Source organism: Altererythrobacter sp. KTW20L (assembly GCF_023501975.1).
Classification (GTDB): Bacteria; Pseudomonadota; Alphaproteobacteria; order Sphingomonadales; family Sphingomonadaceae; genus Alteraurantiacibacter.
In genome coordinates, this window is sequence record NZ_JAMFLH010000009.1 from 100,979 (window position 1) to 116,261 (window position 15,283).

Here is a 15,283-nt window from a genome sequence, read left to right on the forward strand (position 1 = left end):
CGCAACGTGCGCGAGGCGGGGCCGCAGCGGCTGGCGCTGACCGGGCTGCTGCTGGTGCTGGCCCTGCTGCTGGCGCGGTTTTCGTGGGTCCTGCCGTTTACCGACAATGCCGAGCGCGCCCTGTTCGACTGGCGCAGCTACGTGCTCGCGGAACAGGTTGAGCGCGACGAGCGCATCCAGATCATCGCCTATACCGACAACACATTGATCCAGTTGCGCAAGCGTTCGCCGCTTGATCGCGGGATGCTGGCGCGGGCGCTGCGCAACATTGATGGCATGGGCGCCAGGGCGATCGGCATCGATATGCTGTTCGACCAGCCGCAGGACGAGGATGACGACCTGATCGCCACCTTGCGCAGCATGCAGACGCCGGTTTCGGTCGGCTATGCCCAGACCGATATCAACGCGCTCGATATCCAGTTCGAACAGCAGCAGTTTCTCGACAGCTTCATGGCCCGGCTGGAAGGCAGCAATGCCCGGCCTGCAAGCGTCACCTTGAGCGAACGCGGCGGCGTGACAAGAACCTGGCCCGAACTCGTGCCGGGCGGGGTGCCGCTGCTTGGCCGGTCCATGCTGGCCAGCGCAGGGGAACCCGAAACAAGCACCTTCCCCGGCTATGAAGGCGCGATCCGCTATCGCAAGCCGGCGCTGGTCGAAGTGCCGATCTTCCCCACTTCCAGCATCGAATTTTTCGCCGACGACGAACTGATGGCGATCCCCGCAGTGCGCGCCGAAGCCGAAATCGCGATCCGCGATGCCTATGTGCTGATCGGCGGCGATATCCTCGACTATGACCGGGCGCTGACGCCGTTTTCCGGGATCGACGATGATGCCGTGGCAGGCGGCGCGCGCAATGTCCGCCCGCCGGGGATCGAGATCCACGCCCACAAGATCGCCCAGATGCTCGATGGCGCACGCCTGCCACAGGTATCGTCCGCCTACCTGTGGGCCTTTGCTTTCCTGACCGTGATCGCCGCCGCGCTGACCGGCCTGCTCGAAGCACGCAGCTGGCGGTTCGTGCCGCTGCTGGTGGTCCAGCTGGCGCTGTTCCTCGGCCTGCCATTTGTCCTCCACTGGCAGGGGATGGATACCTATGGCTTCCCCGCGATCGGCCCGGTGCTCGGCTGGGTGCTGGCCTTCGTGGCCGTCACTTCGGCAGCCCGTGCCGCTGGGGCAGTGCAGCGGCGTTTCGCGCAAGGAGCGCTGGGCAAGTACCTGCCCGCTTCCATCGCGCAGGAAATCATCGACAAGCCAGAACTGCTGCAACTGGGCGGGGCCAAGCGCGAGATCTACGTGATTTTCTCCGATCTCGAAGGCTTCACCAAGATGAGCCATGCGATTCCGCCGGAAATGGTCGCCAAGCTGCTCAACCGCTATCTCGAAATGCTTAGCCAGGTGGTGCTCGACCATGGCGGCATCCTCGACAAGTTCGTGGGCGATGCGGTGGTGGCTTTCTGGGGCGCGCCGATCAGCCGGCCCGACGATGCCGACAATGCCGCGCGCGCAGGCTATGCCCTGTGGCAGGCGGGCGAGGCGTTCCGCGCCGAAGTGGCGGCGATGGACCCCGACCTGCCGAAGATCGGCAAGACCCGCGTGGGCATGCATTTCGGCGAGGCCGTGGTGGGCAATTTCGGCGGCGAAAACCGCATCCAGTACACGGCCCTCGGCGATTCCATGAATACCGCCGCCCGGCTGGAAGCCGCCAACAAGGCGCTCGACAGTTCGGTGATGGCAAGCGCGGAATTCGCCAGCCGCACAACGCTGGACTGGTGGCGGCCGATGGGCCGCGTCAGCCTGCGCGGCAGGGCAAAGCCGGTGGACCTGTTCGAACCCGCGCCCGATTTTCCGGCGGATGAGCGCGCCCTGCTGGCGCAGGCCGTGCAACTGTCCAGTAGCGACCCGGCACAGGCCGTGGCGATCATGGCCGGACTTGTGGAACGCAATGCGGCTGACAAGGCGCTCGAAAATCTGCTAGTGCGGATGCAAGCATTGAACGAGGAAGGGTCTTATGTCCTGGGCTAAGGGAATACTCGCCGGAACCGCGCTGGCCGCCTCGGCGATCATGTTCACGCCGGAACCGGCCGAAGCAGGCGTGGTTGTCTCGTCCAGCGGGCCATCGGCAGGCCAGTACCCGGTCGGTCGCCAGATCGCGTCCAGTGCCACGATCACCCTGCGCGACGGGGACACGGTGACGATCCTTGAAAACGGCGGCACCCGCGTGTTCCGCGGGGCAGGCAGCCATTCGCTGGGATCGGCCAGCGCCGCCAGCAGCAACCGCGCCTTCGCCTCGCTCACCACCCAGCGCGCCGCCGCTCGGGCCCGCACCGGGGCGGTCCGCTCCACCGGATCGACCGAGGTGAGCAATCCCAGCCTGTGGTATGTCGATGTGGCCAGGCCCGGCACCGTCTGCCTGCCAGCGGGCAGCAACGTGCGCCTGTGGCGCGCCGATACCCAGGCCGCCAGCACCTATGCCATTGCCGCCGAAGGCAGCGAGGCCGCCACCAGCGTGACATTCCCGGCGGGCGAGATGCTGGCCGGTTGGGCCGCGGGCAGCGCGCCTGCCCCCGGCACGGCCTATCGCATCGGCCACGGCATCAACACCGGCCCGGTGGAGGTGCGTTTTGTATTCCTCGACCAGGTGCCGGAAGCGCCGGAAGACCTGGCGGCAACGCTCATTTCCAACGGCTGCATGGTGCAGGTGGAACAGATGTCGGCAGCCATGATGACGACCGAATAGCGTTCCGCGCAATCGGGCGCGGGGGCGCCGGCGAGTGAATTAACGTGGGGGGTTGGGCATGACGAAACGCGACGCGCGCACCGGCACGGCGGCACGCCCCGGCCTTGCGCGCCTGCTGTCGCCCCGCGCCATCCTGTCCGCGCTGTCCGGCCTCGCCCTGGTGGCAGGCGGCCTGTTCATCGGCCTGCCGCAGGATTCCAGCGCGCAAGCCCAGGGCGGCTATTCCTATACCGGCGTGGCGACTTGCGCAGGCTCCACCTGCCATGGACGCAGCGAAGGCAATGGCGCAGTTGTGCGGCAGGACGAGATCGCCACCTGGCAATCGCCCTTCGCCGTCAGCGGCGCCCACAGCCGCGCCTATGCCGTCCTAAGCGGTCGGCGCGGGCAGCAGATCGCCCAGTCGCTGGGGTGGGACGATGCCACCTCGCGCGGCGAATGCCTGGGGTGCCATGCCACCTATGTCCCCGCCAGCGATCGCGGACCGCGCTTCCAGGTGACCGATGGCGTGGGCTGCGAAAGCTGCCACGGCCCGGCGGCGGGCTGGCTGGCGAGCCATTACGAAGTCGGCGGTACCCATGCAGCCAATATCAGCCGCGGCATGGTGGCGCTGGACCAGCCGCAGGTCCGCGCCGGCGTCTGCCTCGATTGCCATTACGGCAGCGAGAAGGAAGGCCAGTTCGTGACCCATGCGATGATGGCGGCAGGCCATCCGCGCATCTCGTTCGAGCTCGACCTGTTCTCCAGCTTCCAGCAGCACCACGATGTCGATGCCGACTACATGGCGCGCAAGGGCGTGGCCGATGGCGTGCAGCTGTGGGCCGTGGGCCAGGCCGAAGCCGTGGCCCGCGCGACCGACCTGTTCACCAACCCGCGCCTCGCCACCGAAGGGCTGTTCCCGCAACTGACCTTCTTCGATTGCCACAGCTGCCACCGCCAGATCACCGACGGGGCCGAGCGGCGGCTGACTTTCGAGGTCAATCCTGGCCGCCCGATCATCTTCGGCCAGCCGCCGTTCAATGACGAGAACGTGATCATGCTCGACGCCGTGGCGACCGCTCTGGCCCCCGCCCGCGCCGAGGGCTTCCGCAGCGCCAGCCGCGAATTCCACGCCGCGATGAACCGCGGACGCGAGCCTGCCGTGGCCGCCGCAGCCACCCTGAATGCCGAGGCGCAGCGGCTGTCCGATGCCCTGGCGGCGCGGTCCTATGGCGGCAACGATGCCTTCGAAGTGGTGGCGATCATTGGCGGTAGGGCGACCAGCAGCCGGTTCACCGACTATGCCGGATCGGCCCAGGCGGTGATGGCGGTCGATACCCTCCTCAATTCGCTGGTGACGCAGGGCCGCATTACCGTGGGCGCGGCGGCGAGCATCCGGGCGGATATCAACCGCGCCTATGCCGCCGTGCGCAGTCCGGAAAGCTATAACCCCGGCGATTTCCGCGCCGCGCTGGGCCAGGCTGTCGGCGCGATCGGGCGGCTGCGCTGATGGCATTGCGGGGGACCACTGCTCTTTTCGCCAGCGCCGCGCTGGTCCTGTCGGGCTGCGGCGGCAGCTCCACTCCGGGCGGAGGCGGAGGCGGGCCGACCCCCACCCCCACTCCAACGCCCCCCTCGGCAGGCGGCCTTTTCACCTCGCCCGCGCTCGAATTCCTCACCACGGCCGATGTGCAGCAGGTGCTGGCCCAGGCCGTGGGCGAGGCCAACCGGCGCGGCCAGCCGAGCTGGATCGCCGTGACCGACCGGGTGGGCAACGTGCTCGCCACTTTCCGCATGACCGGCGCGCCCGATCTCACCCGCGTGTCCACCCGCACCATCGGCGGCAATGCCGCGCCGGGCAGCGAGATCGGCCTGCAGGGCGCGATGATCCCAGCCAGCGCGGCGGCCATCGCCAAGGCGATTACCGGCGCCTACCTTTCCAGCAGCGGCAATGCCTTTTCCAGCCGCACGGCCAGCATGATCGTGCAGGAGCATTTCCCGCCTGCCCCCACCACCGTGGGCCTGGAATCCGGACCGCTGTTCGGCGTGCAGTTCAGCCAGCTTCCGTGTTCGGACCTCAATGCCCGGTTCCTGCCCGGCGGCGGTGCGGGCGCCTTGATCGGCCCCAAGCGCAGTCCACTGGGCCTGGCGGCAGACCCCGGCGGCTTCCCGCTCTACAAGAACGGCGTGGTCGTCGGCGGTGTCGGCGTGATGGGCGATGGCGACTATGGCTTCGATGCCAATGTGCTCGACACCGACATGGACGCCGAGGAAGCCATCGCACTGGCAGGCACCATCGGCTTTACCCCACCCGAGGACATCCGCGCCGACCGCATCTTCGTGGATGGCACGTCGCTGCGGTTCTCCGATGCCACCCCTGCCCAGCTCGGCCCGCTTGTCACCGCCTTCGCCACGGTCAGCCCCGCGCTCGGCAGCCTGCAGCCGGTGGCAGGCTACAGCGACGGCACCCTGCGCCCCGGCACGGCCTATGGCACCGAGGCTTCGGGCCTGCGCGCCGCCACTCCGGCAGAGTTCTCCAACCGCGATGCCTTTGTCCTGACCGATGGCAGCGGCAACCCGCGCTATCCGATCAGGGGCGGCACCGACGGTGCGAGCGTGGCCCAGCCGCTGACCGCCGCCGAAGTGCGCGCGGTGATGGAGGAGGCCTTCGCCGTCCTCAGCCGCGCCCGCGCGCAGATCCGCCGCCCGCTCGACAGCCGGATGCAGGCGAGCGTCAGTGTGGTCGATACCCACGGCGCAGTGCTCGGCCTCGTGCGTTCGCCCGATGGCCCGGTATTCGGGGTGGACGTGAGCCTGCAGAAGGCGCGCACGGCCACATTCTTTTCCAACCCCGCCGCCGCCGCGCAGTTGCAGGCGGCAGGCGGCGCGGTATCGCCCTATGTCCAGCGCTTGCGCACTTTCCTTGGCGATCCTGCCGCGTTGACCGGCACCGTGGCCTTTGCCGACCGGTCGGGCGGCAACCTTGCCCGCCCATATTTCCCAGATGGCGAGGTGAGCCGCCCGCCGGGACCGCTTTCGGTGCAGAACACCGCGCAGTTCAGCCCCTTTGCCGTGGGCCTGCAATCGGACCTGATCGGCGGCAACGTGGTGCAGCACGTCACCTTCATCGCCAATGGCGGCGCAGGCGCGGATACGCCGGTCGGCTGCGGCACTGTGCCCGATGTGGTTGCGGGACAGAAGCGGCTGGCCAACGGCATCCAGATATTCCCCGGTTCCGTCCCGATCTATCGCGGCGGGCAACTGGTGGGCGGCATCGGCGTATCGGGTGACGGGATCGACCAGGACGACATGGTGAGCTTCCTCGGCCTCCATAACGCAGGCCTGCGGGTAGGCGGCATCGGCAATGCCGCGCCTGGCATTCGGGCCGATCGCATCGTGGTGGATCTGGGAGACGGGCGCGAAGTGCGGCTGCGCTATGTCTCCTGCCCCTTCGCCCCGTTCCTCGACACGGCGGCGCAGAACGTGTGCCAGGGCCTGTGAGCGCGGGACTGGCCATATTGCCCCTGCTGGCACTCGCGGCCCAGCCGGAGGAACCGCCACCGCCGCCCGAAGTGCCTGCCGAGACTGCTCCCAGGGGCGGCCCCCAAGGCGGTTTGGGCACCATGATCGAACCGCCCGCAGGCCCGGTCGATCCCGGAGTCCTCGAAGGCCGCACCCGCCCCGGCTTCAATGCCGACCTTCCCGACCAAATGCGGCAGGACAATCCCGGCGCTGTCCGCGCGCCACCGCCATCGGCCTTCCCGACAGACCAGATTGCCATTCCCGATCGCTGGCGGCTGATCGAGAACCTGGGGCTGGTGGTGGAAAACCCGCTCGATCCCTACAACCAGAACACCTACAAGGGCGATCGCCCGATCTGCCCCAACAATGCAGAGGACAACGAACGCCGCCGCCTGCTGCGCGAAGCTGCGGCCGAGCGCGGCGAGGAGCCTCCCTATGGCAGCGCGGTATGCCGCACGCCTGCCTTCCTCGGCCTTTCCAGCGACAAATGGTTCTTCATCGTCAATGCCATTTCGGACACGGTAATCGAACCGCGCACCTTCCCCATTCCCGTTGGCGTGCAGACCACGCAGGACCCGGACCGGCTCGACGTGTTCGGGCGCGATGTGTCCTATGTCCTGTCGCAGACCTTCATTGCCGGGTTCGCCCTGCTCAAGGGCTCCACCGCCTATGCCCCGCCGTCGGTCGAATATCGCCTGACGCTGGCCTACAACATCAACCACGTGGACGTGCCCGAACGCCGCGTGCTGTTTGTCGAACCTTCCAAACCGACCCATCGGACCGATCATTTCCTAGGCGTGCAGGAAGCTTTCATCGACTATCACTTCAGCAAGTACGATACCGAGCGCTACGATTTCATCTCGATCCGCGCCGGCATCCAGCCGTTCCAGTCCGATTTCCGTGGTTTCCTGTTCAACGACAGCCAGCTTGGCGTGCGATTGTTCGGCAACCGCGACAACAACCGCTTCCAGTTCAACCTTGGCGCATTCTGGCGGCTGGAGAAGGACACCAATTCCGGCCTCAATTCCGTGGTCCAGCGCCCGCGCGATGACCTGGTTTTCCTCGCCAATCTCTACCGCCAGGATTTCCTGATCCCGGCGCTGACCAGCCAGGTGACCGTGGTCTACAACCGCAACCGCGAAGGTGACAATGTGGAGGTGGACACCAACGGCTTTCCCGTCCGCCCCGGCCTGCTCGGAAGCCTGCGGGGCCGCGATTATGACGTGGTGTACCTGGGCTATAACGCCGACGGACGGATCGGCCGGATCAATGTCACCGCCAGCACCTATGCCGCGCTGGGGGAAGATCGGAACAACTTCTTCACCGACCGCCCAGCCGATATCCGCGCCTTCTTCGCCGCGACCGAGCTCTCCTATGACCGGGACTGGATGCGTTTCCGCCTGTCCGGCGCATGGGCCAGCGGCGACGGCGATCCGTTCGACGACAAGGTAACCGGGTTCGACGCGATTTTCGAGAACCCCGTGTTTGCCGGGGCCGACACAAGCTACTGGATCCGCCAGACCATCCCCTTTGCCGGCGGCGGGCGGGCGATCAGCCTGAATGGCCGCAACGGCATCCTCAATTCGCTGCGGTCATCGAAAGAACAGGGCCAGTCCAACTTCAACAACCCGGGCCTGATGCTGGTTGGATTGGGGGCCGATTTCGACATCTCGCCCGAACTGCGGCTGTCCGCCAATGCCAACCACCTGTGGTTCGAGAATACCTCCAGCCTGCAGGCCCTGCGGGTGGAGGGATCGATCCCGCGCGACATCGGCTTCGATCTGTCCGCCGCGGCGATCTGGCGCCCTCAGGCCACGCAGAACATCGTCGCGCGCCTCAGCGCCGCCGCGCTGATCCCCGGCGCGGGCTTTCGTGACCTGTTCGACAATTTCAATGACCACCGGGCCTATGTTTCGGTGCTCGCTAATGTGACACTGACATACTGATGATGATCGCCCGCCGCCATATCGCCCCACGCCAATTTGTCCTGGCTGCCAGCCTGGCCATCACCGCCGTTGCCTTGGTGCTCGGCCCGCAGACCCGCGCTGCCGAGGGCGAGACCCCTGTGCCGCGCGATTACAGCCTGGTCCTTGCCGCGCCCGCGCCGCAGAACCAGTCGCGCGCCGAGATGATGGCCAAGTCTGATGGCTGCAATTCGTGCCACGTCCAGACCGATGCGCCGACCATGCATGTGAGCGATGCCGTGGTGCTGGGCTGCGTCGATTGCCATGGCGGCAATCCCACGGTGCGCGGCAATCCGGAGCTGGATTTCGACCATCCGGACTATGTGATGGCGCGCGATTCCGCCCACGTCCTGCCGACCCTGCCCGAAAGCTGGCATTTCCCTTCGTCCGCCAATCCGGTGCGGTCCTACTCGCTATTGAACCGCGAGGATCCCGCCTTCCTGCGCTTCGTCAATCCCAGCGACTACCGCGTGGCGCGAGAGGCCTGCGGGGCCTGCCACATGCCGGTGATCGAGGCGGCCGAGCGTTCGCTCATGGCCACCGGCGCGATGCTGTGGGGCGGGGCGAGCTACAACAACGGCATCCTGCCGTTCAAGAACTACGCCCTGGGCGAAGCCTATACGCGCGATGGCGAACCGGCCATGATCCTCGCTCCGGGTGAGCCGTTCGGCACGGTCACCCCGGAACAGGAAGCACGCGGGGCGCTGGGTGCGCTCTATCCGCTGCCCACCTGGCACGTGGTGCCGCCGGGCGATATCTTCCGCGTGTTCGAGCGCGGCGGGCGCAATATCGCCAGCCAGTTTCCCGAGATCGGCTTGCCCAATCCCACCGGCCTGATCCAGCGGCTGGAAGAACCGGGCCGCCCCGACCTGCGGCAGTCCAACCGCGGCCCAGCCACGGGCCTGCGTGCCGCGATCCCGGTGCTCAACATCCACAAGACCCGCCTCAACGATCCGTTCACCTGGTTCATGGGCACGAATGACCAGCCGGGCGACTATCGCCATTCGGGCTGCGCGAGCTGTCACGTGGTCTATGCCAATGACCGCGAGCCGCGCCATTCGCTGGTCTATGCCCAGCACGGGCGTGACGGGCAGACGGTGACAGTCGATCCCACAATCAACCGGCTGATGCGCAAGGACCATAACACCGGCCACGGCGCGCTGATCCGTGCTGGCGATCAACACGAAGAACCCGTACGCGAGAGCGGCCATCCGCTGCAGCACGTGTTCACCCGCGCCATTCCCACTGCGCAGTGCATGAACTGCCACATGCACCAGCCCAATATCTTCCTCAATTCGTTCCTCGGCTACACCATGTGGGATTACGAGGCCGATGCGCCGTTCATGTGGCCCGGGCCTGAGAACCGCACCCCGCGCCCGGCGGGGATGAGCGAAACGGACTATGCCGCGACCTACTTGACCCAGCGCTATCCCACCGCCGCCCAGGTGCGCGAGATCAACGATCGCAACCCCGAAGGCGCCGCGCCGCGCGGGCTGTGGGGCGACATCGATTTCCTGCGCAACGTCTATGACCTGAACCCCGAACTGGAGCACACCCAGTTCGGCGATTACCACGGCCACGGCTGGAACTTCCGCGCCATCTTGAAGCGTGACCGCGAAGGCAACCTGCTCGATGCCGAAGGCGGCATTGTCGCGCCCGACGATCCCGAACGCTGGCGGCGCGAGGGCGAGGAACAATTCGTTCCCGCAGGCATAAACCCCGGCAAGACGGTCCACATGATGGATATCCATGCCGAAAAGGGCATGCAGTGCGCCGATTGCCACTTTGCGCAGGATAGCCACGGCAACGGCCTGATCTATGGCGAAGTGGCCAATGCGATCGAGATCGGCTGCAAGGACTGCCACGGCACGGCCGATGCCCTGCCCAACCTGCGCACCTCTGGCCCCGCTGCCCCTCCCGGCGGGCATGACCTGTCGATCCTGCGCAACCCCGATGGCCGCCGCCGGTTCGAATGGATCGATGGGCCCAATGGCCGCCGCACGCTGATCCAGCGCTCGCTGGTCGATCCCAGCATTGAATGGGAAATGAGCCTGGTGCGCGACACGGTCGATCCCGCCAGCCCCGATTTCAACGGCAAGAGCGCGCGCGCCAAGCTGATGAGCCGCGATGGCGCGGAAACCGGCAATTTCGAATTCGGCCTCGGCATCGGCCGCGATAACCGCGCCCATGGCGAGGAGGAGATGGCCTGCTTCACCTGCCACCTTAGCTGGACCACCAGCTGCGGCGGCTGCCACCTGCCAATCGAGGCCAACTGGAGCTCGCCCATCCACCGCTATGAAGGCGAAAGCACCCGCAATTTCGCCACCTACAACCCGCAGGTGGCGCGTGACGAGATGTTCCAGCTTGGCATTCACCAGACCACCAAGGGCAACCAGGTGGCTCCGGTGCGGTCGTCCAGCGCGCTGGTCCTCAGCTCGACCAACATCAACCGCGAGCGGATCTATATCCAGCAGCCGCCGATCAGCTCGATCGGCTTTTCCAGCCAGGCCTTCGCCCCGCACTTCCCGCATACCGTGCGGCTGACCGAGACCAAGACCTGCACCGATTGCCACCTGTCCGAGAACGAGGACAACAACGCCATCATGGCGCAGCTGCTGCTGCTGGGCACCAACTACGTCAACTTCGTGGGGCTCAATGCCTGGACCGGGCTGGAAGGCGGCTTCCAGGCCACCCGCGTGACCGAATGGGACGAGCCGCAGGCGGTGATCGGCTCGTACCTCCAGCGGTTCTCGTACCCCGACTATTTCCGCCGCCACGTGGAGGATAACGGGCGCGAGCTGAAGAACTGGACCCGTGGCCCCACCTTCAGCGACGGTCTGTCGGGCGAAACGCGCGCGATGGAGGAATTCTTCAACGTGCACGAAGGCACGCGCGATGCCGTGCGCTGCCTGCAAATGCGCGGCGAATACATGTTCGTGGCCGAAGGGCGCGGGGGCTTCCGCGTCTATGACATTGCCTCGATCGCCAACAAGGGCGTGTCCGAACGGATCATCACCGCCCCGTTCAGCCCCCTGAGCAACAACACCCGGGTGCCCAGCCGCAATGCCACCTGCATGGCCCTGCCCACGATGCAGGCCATCGCACCCACGCGGAACACCGAAGCGCTGCGCCTGATGAACGAGGAGCAGCCGTTCCTGCCGATCTACTCCTATGCCGTGGTGACCGATGCGGTCGAAGGACTGATCCTGGTCGATGTCGATACCTTTGCCGATGGCGAACTGCGCAACAACAATGTGTCGCGGCTGACCTTCGGCAATGGCCGCGATGCGTGGAACCCCGATGGCGTGCTTCGCGGAGCGCGGCACATCACACTGGCAGGCGAGATTGCCTATATCACGGCGGACATTGGCCTGGTGGTGGTGGACCTGGCTGACCCGGCCAATCCGCAATTGGCCGCCGTGCGCGAAATGCGCGATGCACGGGCCAGCGCGATCCAGTTCCGCTACCTGTGGGTGAGCGACGCCGATGGCATGAAGCTGTTCGACGTGACGAGCCTCCGCAATCCGGTCGAGCGGCCCGAGGGCTTCGTGGCCATGGCAAACGCGCAGAAGATCTACCTCGCCCGCACCTATGCCTATGTCGCGGGCAAGGCCGAGGGGCTGGTGATCGTCAACGTGACTCGCCCTCTGGCCCCCACCGTTTACCGCCGCGAGACTTTCGGCGGGACGATGAACGATGTGGAGGACGTGATCGTCGCCAGCACCAACGCCAGCCTGTTCGCCTATGTCGCCGATGGCGTTAACGGGATGAAAGTGGTGCAGCTGACCAGCCCCGAAAGCCAGCCGAACTTCTACGGATTTTCGCCCGCCCCCATGCCCGAACTGATCGCCTGGGCCCGCACCCCCTCGCCCGCCCTGTCGATGTCCAAGGGCCTCGACCGCGACCGCGCGGTGGACGAAACCGGCGGGCAGATCGCGGTGTTCGGCAGGCTCGGCAGCCGCCCGTTCACCCGCAGCGAGATGGAGGACTTCTTCCTCAACTCCGCCGGGATACCGTGGCGGGTGAGCGACGAGGTGGACATGGCGGCGTGGGTGCCGGGGCGCGGGCCGGTCGTGGCCGCAAATTGAGGGGAGCCGAAATGAGCAAAGCGAAACTGGCAGGGACCACGGCCAAATGTGCTCTCGTGCTGGCCGGCCTGGCGTTCTCGACAAGTGCCAGGGCCGAATGCGACCGCGCCATGCTGCAGCAGTTGACCGACACCTATGTCGAGGCCCAGGCGACTGGCAACCCCGGCCTGCTGCAATTCGCCACCGACGCCTATTATGGCGAGAACGACCTGCCCGTGGCCAGTGCTGGGGGCATTCTGACCCAGGCCCTGCCCATCGATTTCACCCGCAGCTTCCACGACACCGCGCATTGCGCCACCTTCACCGAAATCACCGCCGCCACCCACCCGCACCCCTATGTCATCCACACCCGCATGGAGGTGACAGAGGCTGGCGAGGTGAGCGTGATGGAATCGGTGGTGACCGATGCCGATGACTGGGTGTTCGGCGCAGACGTGCACCTGGCCCAGACGCGGATCGAGAACTGGGGCGAAATCCCGGCAGACCAGCGCGACCGGCGCGGCGTTCTCCAGGCCGCGGCCGAGGCCTATATCAACAACTGGGGCAACCCGGACCTGCCGGTGCCGCACGGCACACCCTGCTCCCGGCTCGAAGGCCGCATCTTCACCGGCGCGCGCGATCCCGAAGGCCAGACCTGCACCATGGGCGCATTCCCGCAGCCGATCCAGACCGGGAGCCGCCGCTATGTCATCGACGAAGCGCTGGGCGCGGTCAGCATCTTCCACAATTTTAGCTGGATCGACGCCGGCCTCGGCCCCTATCACCCGGGGACCCCCGCCAGCCAGACCTTCCGCATCGAAAACGGCATGAACCGCTACATCCACGAGGTGACGGCCTGCATCACGCCCAACTGCGGGCGGTAACGGGGCTGGTTGAGGCCAGGGAACCGACCGATAGTGCAGGGACGCAAGGATCGGGGTGGCGGATGACCGGCCTTGTCCAGCCCCGGCTCGTGCTTCTTCCGTTCCTTAAAAAGCCTGCTATCAGAGCGGGATGAAACCAGGCCTTCATCCACAAGAGGACGAGCGGCTCCGCGAACTGCATCGCTACGGCATACTCGATACCGACCGCGAACGCGATTTTGACGAGCTGGTGGAACTTGCTTCCGAGCTTTGCGGCACGCCGGTTTCGGTGGTCAATTTCATTGACGAAGGGCGTCAGTGGTTCAAGGCCGAAGTCGGCCTGGGGGTCCGGTCCACGCCGCTCGATACCAGCATGTGCGGCCATGCCATTCTGCAGGGCGATTTCGTGGAAATACCCGATACGCTGCTCGACCGGCGCATGGCCGACAATCCGCTGTGCAATGGCCCCGATGGCTTCCGGTTCTATGCTGGCGCGGTGCTGTACGGGGAGAACGGCCTGCCGCTGGGCACCTTGTGCGTCCTCGACCGCCAGCCGCGCCGCCTGACGGACAGCCAGCGCAATGTCCTCAGGGTCCTGTCCAAGCACGTGATGCGCGAACTCAACCTGCGCGCGGCGCTGGAAAAGGAGCAGACGCTGCGGCGCGAAGTGGATCACCGGGTCAAGAATTCACTGGCTTCCATCGGTGCCCTGCTGGCGATGCGGGCGCGCCGGGCAGACGACGACGCTGTTCGCATGGCACTGGAAGATGCCAGCGCGCGCATCCGTTCACTCGCCTCGCTGCATGCCGAACTGCATGACCTGGCAGAAGGCGAAGCCATCGACCTGCAGGCCTTGTTCAAGCGCATCGAAGGCGATCTGCATCAACTGCTGCCGGCAAATGTCCGGCTGGATCTTGTGGTCCACGGCGATCGCGCGGCGTCCAACCTGGCCAATGGCCTACTGCTGGTCGTGAACGAATTCATCTCCAACAGCGTGAAGCACGGCTTCCGGGATGGATCAGGCACCATCACGATCGAAATCACGGTCGATGACACCATGTGGGCCATCACCTGCCAGGACGATGGATCGGGCTCGGCCGAGGATGCCCGGCGGGCGGCAGCCGCTTCCGGGTTCGGCACCCGGGTCATCCAGTCGCTGGCATCGTCGCTCGATGCATCGGTCAACTGGCAGTCGCAGGGCGGAGGCATGATGCTGACCGTTCAATCGGGCCGCCACTAGCCTTCACGCCGGCCTCTGAAAGGCTGCGCCAGCTTATTCCGCCAGCTTCTCCCGCTCCATCTCGCGGATCATCGGCTGCAAATGCGGGCCGTAGTAGGCGATCACCTGCCAGTCGCTGACCTTTTCGTAGTGCGAGACCAGCCGCGTGCCGTCCCAGTGGTGCAGGGCATAGCTTGGCGGTTCGGTGGTGATCAGGGGGCGGCTGTCGGGCTTGTCCGGCGAGATTGGGCGCAGGTCCAGCGACACCAGCGGCGCGACCGAGGGCGTGACGCTGACAGGTATGCCGCAGAAACTGCTCACGATCTGGCGGTGCAAGTGGCCGCAGTGGATCGCCTGGACCTGGCCCATGCCATCGAAAGCGGCGGCGAGGTTTTGTATCCACGCCTCGTCCTCGCGCGGGTCCATCCAGGCGATGCCGGATACGACCGGCGGATGGTGCATGAACACCACTGTCGGCACATCACGGTTAGCCTCCAGCACACCGCGCAGCCAGTCGCGCCGCGCCGTGCAGAATGCCCCGCCGTGGCGGCCCGGTTCCAGCGTATCGAGCAGAACCACCAGCAGGCCGTCCTGCTCGAAAGCGGCGTGGATGAAACCATCATCGCCGCGTAGCGTCTGGGGGAAAGCGGCCAGCAGGCCATCGCGGCTGTCGTGGTTGCCGACCATCACATGGACAGGGAACGGCAGCTCGGCCAGCAGCTCGGCCGTGCGGGCAAAGCTGTCCGCATCGCCCCTGTCGGTGATATCGCCCGAACAGATCAGCATGTCGGGCACATTGGGCTGTTTCAGCAGGCGGTCCAATGTGGCGCGGAAGCGCTGGCGGTTCAGTTCCTCTGGCCGGGCCTCTGGATCGAAGCCGATGTGGATATCGGTCATCTGGGCGATGATCATCGGCACTTCCCCCCTGTGCGGGC

9 protein-coding genes are annotated in these 15,283 nt (G+C 66.3%); 8 read left to right on the forward strand and 1 reads right to left on the reverse strand.

Annotation, left to right across the window (positions count from 1 at the left end; genetic code table 11):
- Positions 1–6 precede the first annotated feature (6 nt).
- The 8 genes from M3P36_RS10605 (at position 7) to M3P36_RS10640 (ending at position 14,369) form a co-directional block, all read left to right on the forward strand.
- On the forward strand, positions 7–2,022 hold the full coding sequence (locus M3P36_RS10605; protein ID WP_249703226.1) for a CHASE2 domain-containing protein: 2,016 nt from the start codon (positions 7–9) through the stop codon (positions 2,020–2,022).
- Positions 2,009–2,737: a hypothetical protein gene (locus M3P36_RS10610; RefSeq protein ID WP_249703227.1), complete on the forward strand. Its 729-nt coding sequence runs from the start codon at positions 2,009–2,011 to the stop codon at positions 2,735–2,737. Before M3P36_RS10605 ends, M3P36_RS10610 begins: the two co-directional genes overlap by 14 nt.
- A gap of 58 nt (positions 2,738–2,795) precedes the next feature.
- The gene (locus M3P36_RS10615) at positions 2,796–4,223 is read left to right on the forward strand and encodes a multiheme c-type cytochrome (RefSeq protein WP_249703228.1); all 1,428 of its coding nucleotides are present in this window, start codon (positions 2,796–2,798) and stop codon (positions 4,221–4,223) included.
- Positions 4,223–6,214, forward strand: a complete 1,992-nt coding sequence (locus M3P36_RS10620) for a heme-degrading domain-containing protein (protein ID WP_249703229.1) — start codon at positions 4,223–4,225, stop codon at positions 6,212–6,214. Before M3P36_RS10615 ends, M3P36_RS10620 begins: the two co-directional genes overlap by 1 nt.
- 122 nt (positions 6,215–6,336) lie before the next feature.
- On the forward strand, positions 6,337–8,181 hold the full coding sequence (locus tag M3P36_RS10625; protein ID WP_249703230.1) for a hypothetical protein: 1,845 nt from the start codon (positions 6,337–6,339) through the stop codon (positions 8,179–8,181).
- Complete coding sequence (locus M3P36_RS10630; RefSeq protein ID WP_249703231.1) at positions 8,181–12,287, forward strand: hypothetical protein; 4,107 nt, start codon at positions 8,181–8,183, stop codon at positions 12,285–12,287. The genes M3P36_RS10625 and M3P36_RS10630 overlap by 1 nt, the downstream gene beginning before the upstream one ends.
- 11 nt (positions 12,288–12,298) lie before the next feature.
- Positions 12,299–13,150, forward strand: a complete 852-nt coding sequence (locus tag M3P36_RS10635) for a DUF8021 domain-containing protein (RefSeq protein ID WP_249703232.1) — start codon at positions 12,299–12,301, stop codon at positions 13,148–13,150.
- Positions 13,151–13,280: 130 nt separating this feature from the next.
- Positions 13,281–14,369, forward strand: a complete 1,089-nt coding sequence (locus tag M3P36_RS10640) for a histidine kinase dimerization/phosphoacceptor domain -containing protein (RefSeq protein ID WP_249703233.1) — start codon at positions 13,281–13,283, stop codon at positions 14,367–14,369.
- Between the two features lie 33 nt (positions 14,370–14,402).
- On the opposite strand, the gene M3P36_RS10645 is transcribed toward M3P36_RS10640, so the two are convergent.
- Positions 14,403–15,260, reverse strand: coding sequence for a phosphodiesterase (locus M3P36_RS10645; RefSeq protein ID WP_249703234.1), 858 nt, complete (start codon positions 15,258–15,260; stop codon positions 14,403–14,405).
- Positions 15,261–15,283 lie beyond the last annotated feature (23 nt).